Source organism: Streptomyces coryli (assembly GCF_011044975.1).
In the GTDB taxonomy this organism is placed as follows: Bacteria; Actinomycetota; Actinomycetes; order Streptomycetales; family Streptomycetaceae; genus Streptomyces; species Streptomyces coryli.
This window is the reverse complement of sequence record NZ_JAAKZV010000066.1, coordinates 1-20,640: the sequence shown is the minus strand read 5'-3', so window position 1 is coordinate 20,640 and position 20,640 is coordinate 1. Positions and strand designations below refer to the sequence as shown.

Below are 20,640 nucleotides of genomic sequence, written 5' to 3'. Positions count from 1 at the left end.
GTTCCGTCCTCCTCACGGGATCCTGCCGAACCACGCCAGCGACATCGCCGCCGCCGCCAGTGCGGCGAGCAGGCCGCCGGCGACGAACCACGGCCAGACCTCGCGCTGCACCGTGCGGTGGCCGACCGAGCTGCCGATGTCCTCGTAGACCTGCTCCAGCTCCTCGCCGGAGGCGGCCTCGTAGAAGCTGCCGCCGGTGGTCTCGGCCAGGTCCTCCAGCGCCGGGCCGTCGACAGGGACGGTGATCGTCTGGCCGTTGTCCAGCTCGACCCGGCCGTCCTCGGTGCCGTACGCGATGGTCGACACCGGCACCCGCGCCTCGCGGGCTAGTTCGGCGCCGGCCTCGATGGGGCGGCCCGCGCTGTTCTCGCCGTCGGAGAGCAGCACCACGCGGGCCGGTGGCGGCTCGCGGCGGGCCTGGGCGTCCAGTCGCTCGATGGCTTCCGCCGAGCTCACGACGGCTTCGCCGATGGCGGTGCCGCTGCCCGTGTCGAGCTGCTCGATCGCGCGGCGCAGCGCCTCGCGGTCGGTGACCGGCGGGACGGCGACGTTCGCCGAGCCGCTGAAGGGGACAAGACCCACGTTGAAGCGCTCGGGCAGCCGGTCGATGAAGGTGAGCGCGGCCTCCTTGGCCGCCTCGAAGCGGCTGGGCCGGACATCCGTCGCCTCCATGGAGGCGGAGACGTCCAACGCGACCATGATGGTGGCCCGTTCGCGCGGCACCTGCTGGTCGGTGGTGGGCCGGGCGAAGCCGACGACGAGCAGGCAGAGCATCCCGCAGAAGGCCGCCGCGGGCACGTGCCGGCGCCAGCCCGGGCGGCGCGGGGCGACCTTGTCGAGCAGGTCGACGTTGGTGAAGCGGACGGCGTAGCGGCCGCGGCGGCGGTGCATCACCACGTACGCGACGATCAGCGCCGCCAGCGGGATCAACAGCAGCAGCCAGCCGGGGGACTTCAGGCTCATGCCGCACCTCCGGCCCGGCGCCGCTGGGCCGCCACGTAGTGCACGATGTCGCGCACCCAGTCCCGGTCGGTACGCAGTCGCAAGTGCGCCGCGCCCGCGGCCCTGATGGCCGTCTTGATCTCCGCGCGCTGCGCCAGCGCCGCGTCCGCATACCGCTCGCGCAGCCCGCGCGCATACGTCGGCACCTCGCGCAGCCGCCCCGTCTCCGGGTCGACGACGGTCAGCAGCCCGACGGCCGGCAGCTCCAGCTCGCGCGGGTCCACGACCTCGACGGCGAGCACCTGGTGGCGGCGGGCGAGGGCCCGTAACGGCTGCTGCCAGTCGCCGTCCAGATAGTCGGAGATGACGGCGACGAGCCCGGGCCGCCGCTCCGCCCGCCGCAGCGCGGTGAGCGCCTGGGCGAGGGTGCACGGCATCGGCCCGGGCGCGCCGCGCGGGCGCTGGAGAGCGGTCTGCAGCACCCGCAGCAGGTGGGCCTGGCCCGGCAGCGGCGGGATCCGCTGGACGCCGTCCTGGCGGACGAGCTGGGCGCCGAGCCGGTTGCCGGCCCGCTCGGTGAGGAAGGCGACGGCCGCGGCGGCGCCGACGGCCAGGTCGCGCTTCTCCATCCGGGCGGTGCCGAAGTCCATGCTGGCGGTGGCGTCGAGGACGATCCACGTGGTCAGCTCACGGTCGGCGAGGGTGAGCCGGACGTGCGGCTCACCGGTGCGGGCGGTGGCGCTCCAGTCCATGCGGCGGACGTCGTCGGCGCCGGGGACATAGGCGCGGGTCTCGTCCGGTTCGGTGCCGGGGCCCGGGGTGAGGCCCGGGAGTTCGCCCTGGAGCATGCCGTCCGGGCGGCGTCTGAAGATCAGCTCCAGGTGGCGCAGCGCCTGCTCGGGGGTGAGCTCGCCGAGCGTGGGCCCCTCGGGCCCGTACGACCAGCGTCCGCTCATGCCGCCCTCCCCTCCTTCTCGCCTTTGTCCAGCCGGGCCTCCAGGTCCGCGGCCTCTTCCTCGGCCTGCTGCGGCGTGATGCGCGGCTGCGGTACGGAGGCCAGCACCTGGTCGACGAGCCGGGCCGGGCTCACGCCGTCCGCGAGGGCGTCGAAGGAGAGCACCAGGCGGTGGCCGATGACCTCGTGGGCGAGGTCGTGGACGTCGCCCGGCAGGACGTAGCCGCGGCCGCGGAGCAGCGCGAGCGCGCGGGCGGCGGCGACGAGGCCGAGGGTGGCGCGGGGGCCGGCGCCGTACGCGAGGGAGCCGTCCCCTGTGCCGGCGAGCTCGCGGGTGGCCATGACCAGCCGGACCGCGTAGCGCGCCACCGCGTGGTGGACGAAGACCAGGTCCGTGTGGCGCTGGAGGGTGGTGAGTTCGAGCGGGGTGAGGATCCGGCGGGGGGTCGGCGGATCGGTGGACATGCGGTAGAGGATGGCCAGTTCCTCGTCCTCGGTCGGCGCGCCGACGTCGACCTTGAGGAGGAAGCGGTCGCGCTGGGCCTCGGGGAGCTGATAGACGCCCTCGGACTCGATGGGGTTCTGGGTGGCGAGGACGAGGAAGGGCTCGGGGACCGGAATGGTGGTGCCGCCGATGGAGACCTGGCGCTCGGCCATGACCTCCAGGAGTGCGGACTGCACCTTGGCGGGGGCCCGGTTGATCTCGTCGGCGAGCACGAAGTTGGCGACGACGGGGCCGGGTTCGACGCTGAAGGACTCCTTCGACGGCCGGTAAATGCGGGTGCCGGTGATGTCGGACGGGACCAGGTCGGGGGTGAACTGCAGCCGGTGGAAGGTGCCGCCGGCGACGCGGGCGAGGGTCGAGGCCGCCAGGGTCTTCGCGACGCCGGGGACGCCTTCGAGGAGGCAGTGCCCGCGGGCCAGGACCGCGGTGAACATCCGCTCCACCATCCGGTCCTGACCCACGATCACCCGCTTGACCTCGAAGAGCGCCTCTTCGAGCAGCTCCGCCTCGGGATGCCGGGTACTCACAGCTCGGAAGCCGCGTCGGAGGAGCCCCGGCCGCCCTGCTTGTCGCCGGGGCAGTCCTTGCCGTCGGCGGCGGAACCGCTGCCGCCTTCTTCGTTGACGACGTAGTGCACGGCGGGTTTGTCATCCCCGGCGTCGCCGGCCAGGGCCCCGGAGGCGCCGGTGGCGAGCCCGGCGGCGGCGAGCACGGATATGCCGGCGACGGAGAGCCGGCGCGTACGACGTGTCATGGTGTGACTCCCTTGGACGTTGTCCAGGGAATGTCACCACCTGAGGGCGAAAACCGGCTTAAAGCGCCCCCCGGCTGCTCACTGCCAGGGCAGCCCGGCCCGGTACTCCCAGTACTGGCCGGGGTGTTCGGCCACATCGGCCAGCCGCTCGTAATCCTGCTCGACGAGGTCGACCGCCGCCGCCGCGAGGTTGTCGTGCAGCTGGGCCGCGGTCGCCGCGCCGGAGAGCACGACGCCGGCCCACGGCCGGGCGAGGACCGCGGCCAGGGCGACCGCGTCGGGGGAAGCGCCGGTCTCCTCGGCGATCTCCTTGACGACCCGGGGCGCGGCTGGCGGCGCCAGCCGGCCGTTCGCCAGGCCCTCCTTCACGATCACGGTGAGCCCGGCGTCGTGCGCCTCGGCGAGCGCGGCGTCGGCGGACGGCTCCAGGAGGTTGTAGGTGGCCTGGACGGTACGGAACAGCGTGCCGCCGTTCGCCGTGATGTTCAGCGCCGCGCGGATGGCGGCGCCCTGCTCGGGTCCCGAGGTCGAGAAGCCGACCGTGACGCCGTCGTCGACGAGGCGGCGCAGCCGGTCGTGCAGGGCGCTGTCGGTGAGCGCCGGGCTGTCGGGCGTGAGGGAGTGGATCTGGTAGAGGTCCAGGCGCTCGCCGAGCAGCTTGCGGGACTCGCCCAGCTGCCGGTCGAAGACGTCGGCGCCGTGGTCCTTCACCTCGTGGACCTCGGCGTTCGTGCTCCAGTCGGCGGTGTACGTATAGCCCCACTTGCTGCCGACGACGGCGTCCCGCGCCGCGTCGGGGTGCTGCTGCAGCCAGTCGGCGAGGAACTCCTCGGCGCGCCCGTAGGACCGGGCCGCGTCGAAGTAGCGGATGCCCTGCGCGTAGGCCGCGTCGAGCAGCTCGTGCGTGCGCTCCCGCAGCGCGTCGACCGTGCGCTCTGCGGGGAGGTCGGCGTCGCGGCCGAGGTTGATGTACCCCGGCCTCCCGACCGCGGCGAGGCCCAAGCCGATGTGCGCGGTCGGCGTCGTCACGGCGGCGAGCCGGTCGAACCCCATCGTGGCCTCCTGAGCTGTCGGTTGCGAGGGCGACAACTCCACCGTAGAAGACAACGTGCCCGCTGGTCAGGTGTCCGCGAGCAGCAGCGCGGCGAGCGCCAGGGCGGTGCCCTGCACGGTGGTGAGGTCGAGGCCGGTGAGTTCGGCGGTGCGGGCGAGGCGGTTGTCGACGGTGTTCGGGTGGATTTTGAGGGCGGCAGCCGTGGCGCGGCGCTGCCGGCCGTGCGCGAGATGGGTGCGCAGGGTGTCGCGCAACTGCGGCTGGTCAGCGAGCGGTTCGAGGAGGGCGGCGATGCGGCGGCCGCTCTCGCCCGGGCGGGACAGATGGTATTCGAGCAGCACGTCATCGAGCAGGTGCAGCCCGGGCGGGCGGCCGCAGGCGGCGGCGATGCGCAGCACTTCGGCGGCGGTACGGGCGGCTTCCGCCACCTCCTCGGGGCCGGGCGCGGGCATCGCGGCGACCCGTATCCCGGCGCCGCAGACCTGCGCGAGCCGCTCGGCGAGGTCGTCAGGCGGCGCGTCCGCGCCCGGCACCAGCGCGCGGCCGCCGCTCGCGTCGACGAAGACCGCGGTGTCCGCGGCGAACACCCCGTCGAGCGCCGTCTGGATCCGGCGCCGCAGCCGCCGCGCCGCCACCGTGCCGACGTAGCCCGAGCCGCCCGGCGGTGCGCCGAGGGCCAGCACCCAGGCAGGGCCGTCCAGGCCGAGCCGGCCGAGCATCGGCCGGGACGCGGGCAGCAGGCCGTCGAGGAGGTTCCCGGCCACGGCCTGGCGCAGCGCGTGCTGCTCGGCGTGCACGGCGTGGTGCTCGTCGAGGTAGGTCTGCACGATCGAGCCGAGCACGGCGGGGGCGATGTCCAGGAGCAGATCGGCGAGTTCGACCAGGGCCGCCTCCTCGCCGGGGCGGGCGGTTTCGCGCAGTGCCTGCCAGAGCGCGTACGAGCCGAGCGCGTGGCTGCGTACGAGCAGGTGCAGCGGCAGCCCCTCCTCGGCGCGCTGCGCGGCGCGCTCCAGGAACAGCACCCCTGCCGTGTCGTCCAGCCGCCCGTCCCGTACGCCGCGCAGGAACCGCCGCATGCCGTGCCGGGCGGTCGCGGCGAACTCCACGTCCCGCATGTCGGCGGGCAGCGCCCCGTATCCCGGCAGCTCGGTGAAGGTGTCCTGGGTCATGCGCCGGGCGAGTTCGTTGACCCGCGGCTCCAGGCGGGCGGCGAGCCGGCGCGCGGCCGCGGATATCGGCGGCTGGGACATGCGGATGGCCTCCTCCGGTGTGACGCGTCACAGTAGCGGCCGCCGGCACATGTGACGACGGCCGCTACTGCCCGCCCCCGCACCGGCCCAGACTCGGGAACCGGAGCGATCAGCCTGCAGCACGGAGGAGCGGCCGCTATGAGCGAGCACAACAACCACCCCGACTATCTGGCCTACATCGACCGCGTCTGGACCGGCGAGGACACGCTGCTGCCGCATCTGTCGGGGGCGTACCGGGGCGACGCGCTGATCCCCGTCGCCGAACGGGTGGGCCTCTTCCCGGGCTTCGCGAACGTCACCGCCTTCGACACCGGCGACGGCGTGGTGCTGGTCGACTCCGGCGACGTCTTCACCGCGGAGCAACTGCACACGGCGGTACGGGCCTTCTCCCCCGCCCCCGTCCGGGACGTGGTCCTCACCCACGGGCACGTCGACCACGTCATGGGCCTGGCCCCCTTCGACGCCGAGGACACCCGCCCAACCGTGCACGCGCACGAGGCGATGCCCGCCCGCTTCGACCGCTACCGCGCCACCGCCGGCTACAACAGCGCGATCAACCAGCGCCAGTTCACCGTCCCGGGCCTGGAGTGGCCCACCGAGTACCGCTACCCCGACGCCACCTACCGCGACCAGGCGACGCTGCGCCGCGGCGACCTCACCTTCGAGCTGCGGCACGCCCGCGGCGAGACCGACGACCACACCTGGGTGTTCGTGCCGGAGCTGAAAGTGCTGTGCACGGGCGACCTGTTCATCTGGAACGTCCCCAACGCCGGCAATCCGCAGAAGGTGCAGCGCTATCCCGACGAGTGGGCCGCCGCGCTGCGCGCGATGCAGCGGTGCGGCGCGGAGGTGCTGCTGCCCGGACACGGCGTGCCGATCATCGGCGCGGAGCGGGTTGACCGCGCGCTGGACGATACGGCGCGGCTGCTGGAGACGCTGTGCGAGCAGACCCGGGAGCTGATGAACGCGGGGCATCGCCTGGACACGGTGCTGCAGCGGGTGCGGGTCCCGGCGGAGCTGCTCGACCGCCCGTATCTGCACCCGGCGTACGACGAGCCGGAGTTCATCGTCCGTAACCTCTGGCGCCTGTGGGGCGGCTGGTACGACCAGAACCCGGCCCACCTCAAGCCCGCCCCCGAGGCCGCGGTCGCCGCCGAGCTGGCGGCTGCGGCTGGCGGCGCGATGGCGCTGGCGCGCCGGGCGGAGGAGCTGGCCGGAAAGGGCGAGCTGCGGCTCGCGTGCCATCTGGCCGAGACCGCCGCGCTCGCCGCCCCTACCGACGCGGAGGTGGCGCGGGTGCGCGCCGCGGTGTACGGCCGGCGGGTCGAGGAGGAGACGTCGACCATGGCACGCGGCATCTTCACCTGGGCGGCTGCCGAGTCCGCGGCGGTGGTGGAGGGCACGGACATCGCCACCGAGCTCACCAGGACCGCCGAGGGCCGCCGGCGAGCGAGCGGCTTGATCGGCGTCGGGCATGTGAACGCCCCCGGCGCCGACGCCTGATGGCCGGGCCGCGCTCTCCGTGGGGCACCACCTGGCTGCTGCTGGTGTTCATGCTGGTCAACTTCGCCGACAAGGCGGTGCTCGGCCTGGCGGGACCTGACCTGATGCGGGACCTGGACATCTCCCGGCAGCAGTTCGGCACCGCCCAGTCCGCGTTCTTCGCGCTCTTCTCGCTGGCCGCGCTCGGGGTGTCGTATCTGACCCGTACGGTGCGGACGACCGTGCTGCTGCTGGCGATGGCGCTGCTGTGGTCAGCCGCCCAGCTGCCGATGCTGTGGGCGGGGGCCGGGTTCGCGACGCTGGTGGCGACCCGGCTGCTGCTGGGCGCGGCGGAGGGGCCGGCCGCGCCGGTGGCCGTCCACCATGTGTACGGCTGGTTCGCGCAGCGCGACCGGACGCTGCCCACGGCGATCCTGATGGCCGGCGCGGCGGCCGGGGTGGCGGTCGCGGCGCCGACGCTGTCGCTGGTGATCGAGTGGTGGGGCTGGCGGTGGGCCTTCGGGGCGGTCGGCCTGATCGGTCTGGTGTGGGCGGCGGTGTGGTGGCGGTACGGGACGGAGGGGCCGCTCGCGCCGGAGGCGGGGACGGCGGCGGAGGACGGTGTGGGAGGGGCTGACGGCACACAGCCCGAGCTGCCGCTGCGCCGGATCCTGGCCTCCGGCACGTTCCTGAGCGCCTGCGTCGCCACCTTCGCGGCGTACTGGCTGATGAGCGCCAAGCTCACCTGGGCGCCGGACTATCTGGAGACGGTCATGGGCTGGAGCGGCCGCCAGGCCGGCCTGGCCGTCGGCGCGGTGGCGCTCACCAACGGCGCGGCGCTGCTGCTGCACGGACTGCTCGCGCAGCGGTCGGCGACCCGCGACGGCCGGGCCGCTCCCCGGGTGCGGCAGGGCGCCGGCGCGGGTTTGCTGATGCTCGGCTCGGCGGCGGCGGTGGCGCTCTTCGCGCTGTCCGACACCCCCTGGCTGACCACGGTTTTGATGTTCGGCCCGCTGTCCTTGGCCATGGTGATGATGACGGTGGGCGCCACCGCCTGCGCCCGGATCACGCCGCCTTCCCAGCGCGGCATCGTGCTGGGCGCGCTCACCGCCGTCTTCGCGCTGGGTGGCGTCCTCGCGCCGGCGGTCCTGGGCCGTATCGTCGACGCCGCGCCCAGCGCGGACACGGGCTACCGCAACGGCTGGCTGCTCACCGCCGCTCTGCTGGCCGTGGGCGGAGCGCTGGCCACCGCCTTCCTGCGCCCGCAGCGGGACGCCGTCCGGCTGGGCGTCCCCGAGCACGACCTCGGCAGGGCGCCGGTGGCGCACTGAGTGAGTGGTGCCGCTCAGCCCTTCGCCGTCGCCCAGGCCAGCTGTCGCTCCACGTCCGCCTTGACCTCCGCCAGCTGCGCCGCCACCGCCGAAGGCGCGGTGCCGCCGCGGCCGTTGCGGGCGGCGAGGGCGCCGGGGACGTTGAGTACGGTGCGAACCTCCGGCGTCAGGTGCGGCGAGATCTTGGCGAACTGCTCGTCCGTGAGCTGGTCGAGCTCGATGCCGTCCGCCTCGCAGACCTTGACGCACTCGCCGGCCGTCTCGTGCGCGACGCGGAACGGGACGCCCTGCTTGACCAGCCACTCCGCGATGTCGGTGGCGAGCGAGAAGCCGGCGGGCGCCAGCTCCTCCATCCGCTCCCGGTTGACCGTGAGGGTGGCCATCATGCCGGTGAAGGCCGGCAGCAGGACCTCCAGCTGGTCGCAGGAGTCGAAGACCGGCTCCTTGTCCTCCTGGAGGTCGCGGTTGTACGCGAGCGGGAGGGCCTTGAGGGTCGCCATCAGCCCGGTCAGGTTGCCGATGAGGCGCCCGGACTTGCCGCGGGCGAGCTCGGCGATGTCGGGGTTCTTCTTCTGCGGCATGATCGACGAGCCGGTGGAGAAGGCGTCGTGCAGGGTCACGAAGGAGAACTCCTTCGTGTTCCAGATGATGACCTCTTCGGCGATACGGGAGAGATCGACGCCGATCATCGCCGTAATGAACGCGAACTCGGCGACGAAGTCGCGCGACGCGGTGCCGTCGATGGAATTCGCGGAAGACCCGTGCTCGAAGCCGAGATCGGCGGCGACGGCCTGCGGATCGAGGCCGAGCGAGGACCCGGCGAGGGCACCGGACCCGTACGGAGACACCGCGGTCCGCTCGTCCCACTGCCGCAGCCGCTCGGCATTCCGTGACAGCGCCTGCACATGCGCGAGCACATGGTGCGCGAAGAGCACCGGCTGCGCGTGCTGCAGGTGGGTACGCCCCGGCATGGCGACATCCGGGTGCGCCTCGGCCAGCCCGACGAGGGCCTGCTGCAGCTCGGCGATCAGCCCGCCGATGATGCGGCCGTGGTCGCGCAGGTACATCCGGAAGAGCGTGGCGACCTGGTCATTACGCGACCGGCCCGCACGCAGCTTGCCACCCAGGTCGGGCCCGACGCGCTCCAGCAGCCCGCGCTCGAGGGCGGTGTGGCAGTCCTCGTCGGCGATGGTGGCGGTGAAGTCACCGGCGGCGACGTCCGCCTCCAGCTGGTCCAGCCCGGCGACCATCCGCTCCAGCTCGTCGGCGGTCAGCAGCCCGGCCTTGTGCAGCACGCGGGCGTGCGCGCGCGAGCCCGCGATGTCGTACGGCGCGAGCCGCATGTCGAAGTGCACGGAGGCGGAGAGCTTTTCGAGCGCCTCGGAGGGCCCGTCGGCGAAGCGCCCGCCCCAGAGCTTGATGTCGGCGCTTTTGCTGGCCATTGCGGATGGCTCCTAAATCTTTCGGGGGCGGGTGTCGCGTATGGCGGCGAGGCTACTGCGCCAGATCGCGCTTCGCCGCGATCTTCTGGCTCAGCCCGAAGATGTCGATGAACCCCTGCGCCTTCGACTGGTCGAAGGTGTCGCCCGTGTCATACGTCGCCAGGTTGAAGTCGTACAGCGACTCGTCCGACCGCCGCCCGGTCACCACCGCGCGGCCCCCGTGCAGCGTCATCCGGATGTCACCGGACACGTGCTGGTTCGCCTCGTTGATGAACCCGTCCAGCGCCCGCTTCAGCGGCGAGAACCACAGGCCGTCGTAGACCAGCTCGCCCCACCGCTGCTCGACCTGCCGCTTGTAGCGCGCCAGCTCCCGCTCGACGGTGACGTTCTCCAGCTCCTGGTGCGCGGTGATCAGCGCGATCGCGCCGGGGGCCTCGTAGACCTCCCGGGACTTGATCCCGACGAGCCGGTCCTCGACCATGTCGATCCGGCCGATGCCCTGCGCCCCCGCCCGCTCGTTGAGCTGCTGGATGGCCTGCAGCACCGTGACCGGCTTGCCGTCGAGGGCGACCGGGACGCCCTGCTTGAAGGTGATGACGACCTCGTCGGCCTCCCGCTGGGCGGCCGGGTTCTGGGTGTACTCGTAGACGTCCTCGATGGGGGCGTTCCAGATGTCCTCGAGGAAGCCGGTCTCGACGGCCCGGCCGAAGACGTTCTGGTCGATGGAGTACGGCGACTTCTTCGAGGTCGCGATCGGGAGCTGCTTCTCCTCGCAGAAGGCGATCGCCTTGTCCCGGGTCATCGCGTAGTCCCGGACGGGGGCGATGCACTTCAGCTCCGGCGCCAGCGCGACGATGCCGGCCTCGAACCGGACCTGGTCGTTGCCCTTGCCGGTGCAGCCGTGCGCGACCGTGGTGGCGCCGTGCTTCTTGGCGGCGGCCACCAGGTGCTTGACGATGGTGGGCCGGGACAGCGCGGAGACCAGCGGGTACTTGTCCATGTACAGGGCGTTCGCCTTGATCGCCGGCAGGCAGTACTCGTCGGCGAACTCGTCCTTCGCGTCCGCGACCTCGGCCTCGACCGCGCCACAGGCGAGCGCGCGCTTACGGATCACGTCGAGATCCTCACCGCCCTGGCCGACGTCCACGGCCACGGCGATCACCTCGGCTCCGGTCTCCTCGGCGATCCAGCCGATGGCGACGGACGTGTCCAGGCCGCCGGAGTAGGCGAGTACGACGCGCTCAGTCACGGTGTCTCCTCTAACGAATTCATGCGCTGCTATGCATGAGTATGCAGAACCCCGCATGAATCGTCAACCTGGCCCGGTGAGAGGATCCACCCCATGGGAAAGACACACGAACGCATCGAGGGCCGGCTGCGGGAGTTCATAGAGGCGCAGCACATCTTCTTCACCGCCACCGCGCCGCTCGCCGCCGACGGCACCGTGAACCTCTCTCCCAAGGGCGTATCGGGCTCCCTCGCCGTCCTCGACGAGCACACCGTCGCCTACCTCGACTTCTCAGGCTCCAACGCCGAGACCGTCGCCCACCTCCGCGAGAACGGCCGCATCACCCTCATGTGGTGCGCCTTCCAGGGCCCGCCGGACATCGTCCGCGTGCACGGCCGCGGCGAGCCGGTCTTCCGCGACGACCCGCGCTTCACCGAGCTGCTGCGGCACTTCCCCAGGGTCGAGGACCCGTACGCGAACGGCCTGCGCGCGATCGTCGTCGTGCATGCCGAGCTGATCCGGGACACCTGCGGCTATGCCGTGCCGTTCATGACGTACGACGAGGACCGCGACCTGCACCGCAAGTTCTTCGAGCGCAAGGACGACGCCCAGCTCGGCGCGTACCTGGAGAAGAAGGAGTGGATCGGGACCAGCATGGACGGCCTGCCGGGGCTGCCGCTTCCGCTGCCGCCGCAGCCGGAGGCGCCGGACGAGGCCGTCAGTTCCTGACGATCAGCGCGACAGCCGCCAGCAGGGCCCCCAGCGCCAGCGCCACCCACCGGTGACCGGCGCGCGACTCGTCGCGCAGCCGCGGCAGCCAGTTGTCGACGGAGAGCCGGCCGGGGCCGGTGAGGCAGAGCGCGGCGGCCGCGGCGGCGAGCAGCAGCTCGTACTCCATGCCCGCCGGCGCGAAGAAGGCGCCCCAGCGGACGCCGATCGCGTTGATCATCGTGCCCATGACGGCCGCCGCCGCGAGCGGCGTGATGAAGCCGAAGATCAGCCCGACGCCGCCGAGGGTCTCGGTGAGGCCCGCGACGGTCGCCATCGACTTGCTCGCCGGATAGCCCATGGCCCTGAAGCCCTTGGCGGCCCCGTCGAGACCGGGGCCGCCGAAATAGCCGAAGAGCTTCTGGGTGCCGTGCGCGACCATGATCACGCCGAGTGCGAGGCGCAGCAGGAGCAGCCCGACATCGCGGGTGGTGGCCGTGCGCGGCTGGGCGGCGGCGAAGCTCAGGTCGAATTCGCGGGGGGTGGTGGCCATGGCCGCCAGTCCACTAGCCGGGGCCGCCGTCCGGGTGCGCGACGCACCCGGCGGTCACCCGGCTCAGTGATTGCGCTGGGCCAGCTTCAGCAGGTGGTCGGCGAGTTCCTGGCCACCGGCCGGATCGCGGCTGATGAGCATCAGGGTGTCGTCGCCGGCGATGGAGCCGAGGATGGCGTGCAGCTCGGCCTGGTCGATGGCGGAGGCGAGGAACTGCGCGGCGCCCGGCGGGGTGCGCAGCACCACGATGTTCGCCGAGGACTCCGCCGAGATCAGCAGCTCCCCGGCGAGCCGCTGCAGCCGCTCCTCCTTCGCCGACTCGCCCAGCGGGGCGTGCGGGGTGCGGAAGCCGCCCTCCGAGGGCACCGCGTAGATCAGCTCGCCACCGGTGTTACGGATCTTCACCGCACCCAGCTCGTCCAGGTCCCGCGACAGCGTCGCCTGGGTGACGGTCAGGCCGTCGTCGGCGAGCAGCTTGGCGAGCTGGCTCTGCGAACGCACCGGCTGCCGGTTGAGGATGTCCACGATCCGGCGATGGCGCGCCGTACGCGTCTGCGGCACCTGCGGACCGCTCTGCTCCTCTTCGGGCATCTCGTCACTCTCCGGTGGATCGGGCGGCTGACGCCGTCGCAAGCTGGGCCGGGTCCGCCGCGTCGAGGATCGCGGGCAGCGCCTGGATCAGGGCGTCGGCCTCCGCCTCGCTGACGATCAGGGGCGGTGCGAGCCTGACGACGTTGGGCACCGCCGCGTTCACCAGGAATCCCGCGTCCTGCGCCGCCTGCTGAACGACGGGCGCGACGGACTCGGTGAGAACGATACCCAGCAGCAGCCCGCTGCCGCGTACCTGCTCCACCAGCGGATGTCCGAGCCGCCAGATCCCCTCGCGCAGCCGCTCCCCCACCCGCTTGACGTGGTCGAGAAGGCCGTCGGACTCGATGGTGGCCAGGACGGCGAGCGCGGCGGCGCAGGAGACCGGGTTGCCGCCGAAGGTGGTGCCGTGCTGCCCGGGGTGGAGCAGCCCGGCGGCGTCGCCGAAGGCGAGGGTGGCGCCGATCGGCAGCCCGCCGCCGAGGCCCTTGGCGAAGGTGATGACGTCGGGCTCGACACCCTGGGCGAGTGCCTCGCACCAGTGGCCGGTCCGGCCGATGCCGGTCTGTACCTCGTCCAGGACGAGGAGGGTGCCGGTGGCGTAAGTGATCTGCCGGGCGGCCTCCAGATAGCCGGACGGCGGCACGACGACGCCGTTCTCGCCCTGGATCGGCTCGATGATGACGAGCGCGGTCTCCTCGGTGACCGCGGCGCGCAGTGCGTCCGCGTCCCCGTACGGCACGAAGGTCACGTCGCCGGGCAGCGGGGCGAAGCCCTCCTGCTTCTTGGGCTGGCCGGTGAGCGCGAGAGCGCCCATCGTCCGCCCGTGGAAGCCGCCTTCGGTGGCCACCATGTGCGTACGGCCGGTCAGCCGGCCGATCTTGAAGGCCGCCTCGTTCGCCTCCGCACCGGAGTTGGAGAAGAAGGCCCGGCCGGGGCGGCCGAAGAGTCCGAGCAGCTTCTCGGCAAGCGCGACCGGCGGCGGCGCGATGAAGAGATTCGATACGTGCCCGAGGCTCTGGACCTGCTCGGTGACGGCCTGCACCACCGCCGGATGCCCGGTGCCCAGGGAGTTCACCGCGATCCCGCCGAGGAAGTCGATGTACTCCTTGCCGTCGGCATCCCACAGCTTGGCCCCGGCACCGCGGACGAGGGGGGTACGCGGGGTGCCGTAGTTGTCCATCAGGCTGGACTGCCACCGCTGGGTCAGCTCGTCGTTCGTCATGCTGCCTTCCCCTCCTCTGCGTCCGGCACGACCATCGTGCCGATCCCCTCGTCCGTGAAAATCTCCAGCAGGATGCTGTGCTGGACCCGCCCGTCGATCACGCGCGCGGTGTGCACGCCATTGCGTACGGCGTGCAGACAGCCCTGCATCTTCGGGACCATGCCGCTCGCCAGATCCGGCAGCAGCTTCTCCAGCTCGCTCGCCGTGAGCCTGCTGATGACCTCGTCGCTGTTCGGCCAGTCCTCGTAGAGGCCCTCGACATCCGTGAGGACCATCAGGGTTTCGGCGTCCAGCGCCGCAGCGAGTGCCGCAGCCGCCGTATCAGCATTGACGTTGTAGACATGTCCGTCGTCCTGGGAACGTGCGATGGAGGAGACGACCGGGATCCGGCCGTCGGCGAGAAGCGCCTCGATGGCGCCGGTGTCGATCTCGGTCACCTCACCCACCAGACCGATGTCGACGAGCTCGCCGTCGATCAGCGGCTGGTGCTTGGTGGCGGTGATGGTGTGCGCGTCCTCGCCGGTGAGGCCGACGGCGAGCGGCCCGTGCTGATTGAGCAGCCCGACGAGCTCCCGCTGCACCTGGCCGGCCAGCACCATCCGTACGACATCCATGGCCTCGGGCGTGGTGACCCGCAGCCCGGCCTTGAACTCGCTGACCAGGCCGTGCCGGTCCAGCTGCGCGCTGATCTGCGGGCCGCCGCCGTGCACGATGACGGGCTTGAGTCCGGCGTGGTGGAGGAAGACGACGTCCTGGGCGAAGGCGGCCTTCAACTCGTCGTCGACCATGGCATTGCCGCCGAACTTGATGACGACCGTTTTGCCGTGATGCTTCGTCAGCCACGGCAGCGCCTCGATGAGGGTGCGGGCCTTGGGCAGGGCGGTGTGCTTGCGAGTGCTCATGAGGAATAGGCGCTGTTCTCGTGGACGTAGTCGGCGGTCAGGTCGTTGGTCCAGACGGTCGCGGTCTCGCCGCCGGCGGCCAGGTCGGCGGTGATACGGACCTCCCGGAAGCGCATGTCGACCTTGTCGCGGTCCTCGCCGACCGAGCCCTTCTTGCACACCCACACGCCGTTGATGGCGACGTTGAGCTGATTCGGGTCGAAGGCGGCGCTCGTCGTGCCGATGGCGGAGAGCACCCGGCCCCAGTTGGGGTCCTCGCCGTGCAGGGCGCACTTGAGGAGGTTGTTGCGGGCGATGGAGCGGCCGACTTCGACGGCGTCGTCCTCGGTGGCGGCGTTGATGACGTCGATACGGATGTCCTTGCTGGCGCCCTCCGCGTCCCGGATCAGCTGCTGCCCGAGGTCGTCGCAGACGGCCCGTACGGCCTGAGCGAACTCGGCCTGGTCGGGGGCGACTTCGGAGGCTCCGGAGGCGAGCAGCAGCACGGTGTCGTTGGTCGACATGCAGCCGTCGGAGTCGACGCGGTCGAAGGTGGCGCGGGTGGCGGCGCGCAGCGACTTGTCGAGGTCGGCGGCGTCCACGTCGGCGTCCGTGGTGAGGACGACGAGCATCGTGGCCAGCCCGGGCGCGAGCATCCCGGCGCCCTTGGCCATGCCGCCGACGGTCCAGCCGTTCGGCGACGTCACGACCGCCGTCTTGTGCACGGTGTCCGTGGTCTTGATGGCGATGGCGGCCTTCTCGCCGCCGTGCTCGGACAGCGCGCCCGCCGCGGTCTCGACGCCCGGCAGCAGCTTGTCCATCGGCAGCAGCGTGCCGATCAGCCCGGTGGACGCGACCGCGACCTCCCCCGCGGACTCCCCCAGCACCTCCGCGACCTTCTCCGCCGTGGCGTGCGTGTCCTGGAAGCCCTTCGGTCCGGTGCAGGCGTTGGCGCCACCGGAGTTGAGGACGACGGCGGCCAGCTGCCCGCTCTTCAGCACCTGCTCGGACCACAGCACCGGGGCGGCCTTGACGCGGTTGGAGGTGAAGACACCGGCGGCGGCGCGGCGCGGGCCGCGGTTGACGACGAGCGCCAGGTCCGGGTTCCCGTTCTCCTTGATCCCGGCGGCGATGCCCGCCGCCGTGAATCCCTTCGCTGCCGTAGTACTCACGGCGCCACCCCTGTCGTGGAAAGCCCCAGCTCCTCCGGGAGCCCGAGCGCGATGTTCATGCTCTGTACGGCACCGCCCGCGGTGCCCTTGGTGAGGTTGTCGATCGCGCTGATGGCGATGATGCGGCCGGCGTGCTCGTCGTACGCAACCTGCACCTGCGCGGCGTTGGCCCCGTGGACGGCGGCCGTGGTGGGCCACTGCCCCTCGGGCAGCAGCCGGACGAACGGCTCCCCCGCGAAGGCCTTCTCGTACGCCTCGCGGAGGGAAGCCGCGCTGACCCCCGGCTTCGCCTTCGCCGAGCAGGTGGCGAGGATGCCGCGCGACATCGGGGCGAGGGTCGGCGTGAAGGAGACGGTGACGTCCTCGCCGGCCACGGCGGAGAGGTTCTGCCGCATCTCCGGCGTGTGCCGGTGCCCGCCGCCGACGCCGTACGGGCTCATCGAGCCCATCACCTCGCTGCCGAGCAGGTGCGGCTTGAGCGCCTTGCCCGCGCCCGAGGTGCCGGTGGCGGCGGTGATCACGGCCTCGGCCTCGGCGAGCCCGGCGGCGTACGCGGGGAAGAGGGCCAGCGAGACCGCGGTCGGATAGCAGCCAGGGACGGCTATGCGCTTGCTGCCGCGGAGCGCCTCGCGGTGGCCGGGGAGCTCGGGGAGCCCGTACGGCCAGGTGCCGGCGTGCTCGGAGCCGTAGAAGGCGGTCCAGTCGTCGGCGCTCCGCAGCCGGAAGTCGGCGCCGCAGTCGACGACGAGGACGTCATCGCCGAGCGCCTCCGCGACGGCGGCGGACTGCCCGTGCGGCAGCGCGAGGAAGACGACGTCGTGCCCGGCGAGCGCTTCCGCGGTGGTGTCCTGCAGCACCCGGTCGGCGAGCGGGGCGAGGTGCGGCTGGCTGGCGCCGAGCTGCTGACCTGCGTTGGAATGGGCGGTGAGAGCGCCGATCTCGATCTCGGGATGCCCGAGCAGAAGGCGCAGGACCTCACCGCCCGCGTATCCGCTCGCCCCCGCCACTGCTGCCCGTACCGCCATCGTCTCCTCCAACGTCGATGGCATGACTATACGTAACCCTGCATGGCTTTGCAACGGCGTTCTCCGGCCATCCGGCGCTCCGCCCTGGCCGTACGGCCGATGCCGCCCGGGCGGCCGCGCCCCGAGAATGAGCGTCATGGCTCTGACCACCAAAGGCATCTCCTACGCGGTCGAGGACGACATCCCGGCCGAGGCCGTCGCGCGCGACCTGCGCGCCATCCGCGAGGAGCTGCACTGCACGACGGTGATGCTGCTCAGCGGCGATGTCTCCGCGCTGCGGTCGGCCACTCGGCAGGCGCTGGAGCTGGGTCTGGATGTGTACGTCCGCCCGTATCTGCCCGACCGGCCGCGCTCGGAGCTGCTGGCGCATCTCGCCACCACCGCCGCCATGGCCGAGGAGCTGCGGGCGGCCCATCCGGGGCGGGTGACGCTGCTGGTCGGCAGCGAGTTCTCGCTCACGCAGCGGGGGATGCTGCCGGGGCCGCGGCTGTTCGTACGGGTGCAGGTGCTGGTGCGGTGGCGGCGCTACTTCGACCGCCGCATCAGGCGGAAGCTGAAGCCGCTACTGGCGGCCGCGCTGGCCACGGCCCGGGGTGCCTTCGGCGGCCCGGTGACGTATGCGGCGGGCTTCTGGGAGGAGGTCGACTGGTCGGGCTTCGACGTCGTCGGGGTGAACCTCTATCGCATCGGCTCGGACCACGCGGCCTACGAGGCGCGGCTGCGGGAGCTGCGCGGGCGGCATCCGGACAAGCCGCTCGTGATCACGGAGTTCGGCTGCGGGGCCCATGCCGGGGCGGAGCTGCGCGGGCCGGGCTCCTTCCTGATCGTGAACTGGTTCCGGGAGCCGCCGCGGGTGCGCGAGGGGCACGTACGCGACGAGGGGACGCAGGCCGGGTATCTCGGCGAGCTGATCGGTCTGTACGAGGCGGCGGGCGTGGACGGCTGCTTCGTGTACACCTTCTGGTCGCCGGAGTTCACCCACGATCCGCTGGACCCGCGCCGCGATCTGGACATGGCGGGCTTCGGGGTGGTGAAGATCCCGGCCGAGGGTGGCGGCTGGGAGCGGAAGCAGGCCTTCGAGGAAGTGGCGCGTCGCTACGCGAATCCGTGATCTCTCACGCCGCCGGGCGGTTCACCCGGATCAGGGTCTGCTGCCCGTTGGCGACGAGGGTGCGCTGATCGCCCTCGACGCCGTACACCTCCAGGCGGCAGACGGTCAGGGTGCGTCCGGACTTCAGGACCGTCCCGATCGCTTCCAGGTAGTCGCCGACGGCGGGGGCGAGGAGATTGATCTTGTACTCGACCGTGAGCACGTCCGAGTCCTCGGGGAAGAGCGTGTACCCGGCGTAGCCTCCCGCGCTGTCCGCGATGGCGCTGGTGGCGCCCGCGTGGAAGTAGCCGTGCTGCTGGGTGACTTCGGGGCGGGCCGGCAGCTCGATGTGTACGCGGCCGGGGCCGATGTGGGTGATCCGGGCGCCGAGGTGGCCCATCAGCCCCTGTCGGTCGAAGCTGTCCTGGACGCGCTTCTGCACCTCGGGACTCGCGGCTTCCTGCTGGGTCTGCTCTTCCATCCGGTCACGGTAACGTCGCCTTCATGAGCCTCAGACTCCAGCAGTGCTTCATCGCCGTGGACGACCACGAAAAGGCGCTCGCCTTCTACCGCGACGCCCTGGGCCTGGAGGTCCGTAACGACGTCAAATACGAGGGCCTGCGCTGGGTGACCGTCGCGTCGCCCGACGGCGAAGGTCCGGAGATCGTCCTCGAGACGCCGGCCGCCGACCCGAACGCCTCCGCCGCCGACCGCAGAGCCACCGAGGAGCTCCTGGCCAAGGGCCTGCTGCGGGGCGTGAACTTCCACACCGACGACTGCGACGCGACCTTCGAGAAGGTCCGCGCCGCGGGCGGCGAGGTGCTGCAGGAGCCGATGGACATGCCGTACGGGATGCGGGACTGCGCTTTCCGCGACCCGGCGGGGAACATGATCCGGTTCATGCAGCCGCGGGACTGACGCCTGAGGGTCCTGAGGATTACGCCCCTGCCGCCTGCACCAGCGTCTCGCCGGCCTGCGTGCGCGCGTAGAGCACCTGCCGCCCGGCGCGGTGGCCGCCGACCAGGCCGGCCGTGCGCAGCGCGGTCAGGTGCTGGGAGACGCCGCCGGCGGTGAGGCCGGTGCGCCGGGCCAGTTCGGTGGTCGACGCCGGCGCCGTCAGCTCGGTCAGGATGGCCGCGCGCGAGCGGCCGATCACGCCCGCGAGGGCGGCGGAGGGCGTGGCCGGCGGGCGGTCGGCCCAGAGCGTGCCGACGCCGCGCGGCGGGTAGCGCAGCGTCGGCTGCCACGGCTCGGTGACGACGGTGAAGACCCGCGGCCAGACGAACGCCGACGGCACCAGCAGCAGCCCGCGCCCGCCGAGCCGCCGGGCCACGCTAACGGCGCGGTGCTCCAGGTGCAGCGTGGCGCTCCCGCCGTCGCCGTCGGCCCAGGTGACCTGCGGGTCCAGGTCCGCCAGCAGGTGCCGGGCGCCGCCCTCGACCAGGCGGTCGGCGCGGTAACGGATGTCGCTCTCCAGCAGGGTGAGGATGCGCGGCCAGTACGGGGCCAGGGCCAGCTCCCAGTACGTCTCGATGACGTCCGCCAGCCGGCTCAGCTCTCCCGCCGAGTCCGCGTGCAGCGCGGCCAGCCGCTGCGGCGGCACGTCGGCGCTGGTGCGCAACTGCTCGGGCGGGGTGGTCCGGATCGTCGCCAGCTCGACGGCGAGCGACGGCAGCGGGGTGGAGGGCGACGGGCAGAGGAAGCCCGGCAGGGTCCCGGTCCAGCGCGGATTCGGGGGCACGGGCACCAGATCGAAGAGCGGGGTCAGGTCGGCGTCGGCGGCCGCCAGGCGGGGTCGTACCTGCTCGGCCCAGGCGCGGTGCATGCCGTGCTCGTCCGCGCCCTTGAGCACCCGGACGCTCGCCACCACCTCCCACAGCGGGGAGAGCGCGAAGCGGGTACGGGCCACGTCCTCCGCGTCGAACTCCATCTCGATCATTCAGCGCAGCCTAAATCAATAGGCGGAGGAGGGGACTTCGCGCACCGTGGCGCGCATGACCGAGCCCTCTCCCTGGCGGCTGCCCGCCTTCCGTACCCTCTTCGCCGCCAGCGCGCTCAGCCACGTCGGCAGCAATGTCGGCTACGTCGCGGTGCCGCTGCTCGCGGTCCTCGCGCTGGACGCGGGGCCGGGACAGGTGGGCGCGCTGGCCGCACTGTCGACGGCCGCGTTCCTGCTGATCGGCCTGCCGGCGGGCGCGTGGGTGGACCGGTTGCCGGGGCGGTGGGTGCTGGTGGCGGCGGATGCGGCCCGGGCACTGCTGCTGGCGTCGGTGCCCGTCGCGTGGTGGCTGGACGTGCTGTCACTGCCGCAGCTGTACGCGGTGGTGCTGCTGAACGGCTGCGCCACGGTGTTCTTCGACGTCGGCTCACAGAGCGTGCTGCCGGAACTGGTGGGGCGGGAGCGGCTGGTGCCGGCGAATACGGCGATTGTGAGTCTGATGGCCGGGGCCAATAT

The 20,640-nt window shown here is 72.3% G+C and carries 22 protein-coding genes; 6 read left to right on the top strand and 16 right to left on the bottom strand.

Annotated features, from left to right (window positions below):
- Positions 1–12: 12 nt before the first annotated feature.
- The 6 genes from G5C51_RS16945 to G5C51_RS16920 all read right to left on the bottom strand — a co-directional run bounded on the left by G5C51_RS16945 (position 13) and on the right by G5C51_RS16920 (position 5,460).
- A complete protein-coding gene (locus G5C51_RS16945; protein WP_165238136.1) occupies positions 13–963 on the bottom strand; it encodes a VWA domain-containing protein in 951 nt (316 codons plus the stop codon).
- On the bottom strand, positions 960–1,898 hold the full coding sequence (locus tag G5C51_RS16940; protein ID WP_165238134.1) for a DUF58 domain-containing protein: 939 nt from the start codon (positions 1,896–1,898) through the stop codon (positions 960–962). Before G5C51_RS16940 ends, G5C51_RS16945 begins: the two co-directional genes overlap by 4 nt.
- Complete coding sequence (locus G5C51_RS16935) at positions 1,895–2,929, bottom strand: AAA family ATPase (protein WP_338118178.1); 1,035 nt, start codon at positions 2,927–2,929, stop codon at positions 1,895–1,897. The genes G5C51_RS16940 and G5C51_RS16935 overlap by 4 nt, the downstream gene beginning before the upstream one ends.
- Positions 2,926–3,156 carry a hypothetical protein gene (locus G5C51_RS16930; protein ID WP_165238132.1) on the bottom strand — a complete coding sequence of 77 codons (231 nt, stop codon included), beginning with the start codon at positions 3,154–3,156 and terminating at the stop codon, positions 2,926–2,928. Before G5C51_RS16930 ends, G5C51_RS16935 begins: the two co-directional genes overlap by 4 nt.
- A gap of 78 nt (positions 3,157–3,234) precedes the next feature.
- Positions 3,235–4,209 (bottom strand): aldo/keto reductase, encoded by a 975-nt coding sequence (locus tag G5C51_RS16925; RefSeq protein ID WP_165238130.1) that lies wholly within the window; start codon positions 4,207–4,209, stop codon positions 3,235–3,237.
- Between the two features lie 66 nt (positions 4,210–4,275).
- Positions 4,276–5,460, bottom strand: a complete 1,185-nt coding sequence (locus G5C51_RS16920) for a PucR family transcriptional regulator (protein WP_165238128.1) — start codon at positions 5,458–5,460, stop codon at positions 4,276–4,278.
- Positions 5,461–5,598: 138 nt separating this feature from the next.
- Here G5C51_RS16920 and G5C51_RS16915 point away from each other — a divergent pair, with 138 nt between their 5' ends.
- The gene (locus G5C51_RS16915; RefSeq protein ID WP_165238126.1) at positions 5,599–6,963 is read left to right on the top strand and encodes an alkyl sulfatase dimerization domain-containing protein; all 1,365 of its coding nucleotides are present in this window, start codon (positions 5,599–5,601) and stop codon (positions 6,961–6,963) included.
- The gene (locus G5C51_RS16910) at positions 6,963–8,273 is read left to right on the top strand and encodes an MFS transporter (RefSeq protein ID WP_165238124.1); all 1,311 of its coding nucleotides are present in this window, start codon (positions 6,963–6,965) and stop codon (positions 8,271–8,273) included. Before G5C51_RS16915 ends, G5C51_RS16910 begins: the two co-directional genes overlap by 1 nt.
- 14 nt (positions 8,274–8,287) lie before the next feature.
- On the opposite strand, the gene argH is transcribed toward G5C51_RS16910, so the two are convergent.
- Both argH and G5C51_RS16900 read right to left on the bottom strand, forming a co-directional pair.
- Positions 8,288–9,715 (bottom strand): argininosuccinate lyase, encoded by a 1,428-nt coding sequence (argH, locus tag G5C51_RS16905; protein WP_165238122.1) that lies wholly within the window; start codon positions 9,713–9,715, stop codon positions 8,288–8,290.
- A gap of 52 nt (positions 9,716–9,767) precedes the next feature.
- Positions 9,768–10,964 carry an argininosuccinate synthase gene (locus G5C51_RS16900; protein ID WP_165238120.1) on the bottom strand — a complete coding sequence of 399 codons (1,197 nt, stop codon included), beginning with the start codon at positions 10,962–10,964 and terminating at the stop codon, positions 9,768–9,770.
- A gap of 93 nt (positions 10,965–11,057) precedes the next feature.
- On the opposite strand from G5C51_RS16900, the gene G5C51_RS16895 reads away from it, so the two are divergent.
- Complete coding sequence (locus tag G5C51_RS16895) at positions 11,058–11,672, top strand: pyridoxamine 5'-phosphate oxidase family protein (protein ID WP_165238118.1); 615 nt, start codon at positions 11,058–11,060, stop codon at positions 11,670–11,672.
- Here the strand turns inward: G5C51_RS16895 and G5C51_RS16890 are convergent.
- The 6 genes from G5C51_RS16890 to argC all read right to left on the bottom strand — a co-directional run bounded on the left by G5C51_RS16890 (position 11,662) and on the right by argC (position 17,095).
- The gene (locus tag G5C51_RS16890; RefSeq protein ID WP_165238116.1) at positions 11,662–12,204 is read right to left on the bottom strand and encodes a DoxX family protein; all 543 of its coding nucleotides are present in this window, start codon (positions 12,202–12,204) and stop codon (positions 11,662–11,664) included. The two genes, G5C51_RS16895 and G5C51_RS16890, sit on opposite strands and share 11 nt — an antisense overlap.
- 63 nt (positions 12,205–12,267) lie before the next feature.
- On the bottom strand, positions 12,268–12,795 hold the full coding sequence (locus tag G5C51_RS16885) for an arginine repressor (RefSeq protein WP_165238114.1): 528 nt from the start codon (positions 12,793–12,795) through the stop codon (positions 12,268–12,270).
- Positions 12,796–12,799: 4 nt separating this feature from the next.
- Complete coding sequence (locus G5C51_RS16880) at positions 12,800–14,017, bottom strand: acetylornithine transaminase (RefSeq protein ID WP_165238112.1); 1,218 nt, start codon at positions 14,015–14,017, stop codon at positions 12,800–12,802.
- Positions 14,014–14,919 (bottom strand): acetylglutamate kinase, encoded by a 906-nt coding sequence (gene argB / locus G5C51_RS16875; RefSeq protein WP_165238110.1) that lies wholly within the window; start codon positions 14,917–14,919, stop codon positions 14,014–14,016. The genes G5C51_RS16880 and argB overlap by 4 nt, the downstream gene beginning before the upstream one ends.
- The gene (argJ, locus tag G5C51_RS16870; RefSeq protein ID WP_165238108.1) at positions 14,916–16,070 is read right to left on the bottom strand and encodes a bifunctional glutamate N-acetyltransferase/amino-acid acetyltransferase ArgJ; all 1,155 of its coding nucleotides are present in this window, start codon (positions 16,068–16,070) and stop codon (positions 14,916–14,918) included. The genes argB and argJ overlap by 4 nt, the downstream gene beginning before the upstream one ends.
- On the bottom strand, positions 16,067–17,095 hold the full coding sequence (gene argC, locus G5C51_RS16865) for an N-acetyl-gamma-glutamyl-phosphate reductase (protein WP_165238162.1): 1,029 nt from the start codon (positions 17,093–17,095) through the stop codon (positions 16,067–16,069). The genes argJ and argC overlap by 4 nt, the downstream gene beginning before the upstream one ends.
- Positions 17,096–17,231: 136 nt before the next feature.
- On the opposite strand from argC, the gene G5C51_RS16860 reads away from it, so the two are divergent.
- A complete protein-coding gene (locus G5C51_RS16860) occupies positions 17,232–18,206 on the top strand; it encodes a hypothetical protein (protein WP_240929719.1) in 975 nt (324 codons plus the stop codon).
- 4 nt (positions 18,207–18,210) lie between these two features.
- On the opposite strand, the gene G5C51_RS16855 is transcribed toward G5C51_RS16860, so the two are convergent.
- Positions 18,211–18,666, bottom strand: a complete 456-nt coding sequence (locus G5C51_RS16855; RefSeq protein WP_165238104.1) for a PaaI family thioesterase — start codon at positions 18,664–18,666, stop codon at positions 18,211–18,213.
- A gap of 23 nt (positions 18,667–18,689) precedes the next feature.
- On the opposite strand from G5C51_RS16855, the gene G5C51_RS16850 reads away from it, so the two are divergent.
- Complete coding sequence (locus G5C51_RS16850; RefSeq protein ID WP_165238102.1) at positions 18,690–19,103, top strand: VOC family protein; 414 nt, start codon at positions 18,690–18,692, stop codon at positions 19,101–19,103.
- Positions 19,104–19,122: 19 nt separating this feature from the next.
- On the opposite strand, the gene G5C51_RS16845 is transcribed toward G5C51_RS16850, so the two are convergent.
- The gene (locus G5C51_RS16845; protein WP_165238100.1) at positions 19,123–20,124 is read right to left on the bottom strand and encodes an ArsR/SmtB family transcription factor; all 1,002 of its coding nucleotides are present in this window, start codon (positions 20,122–20,124) and stop codon (positions 19,123–19,125) included.
- A gap of 55 nt (positions 20,125–20,179) precedes the next feature.
- Here G5C51_RS16845 and G5C51_RS16840 point away from each other — a divergent pair.
- Positions 20,180–20,640: MFS transporter (locus tag G5C51_RS16840; protein ID WP_165238098.1), on the top strand; the 461-nt coding region annotated here is incomplete at its 3' end.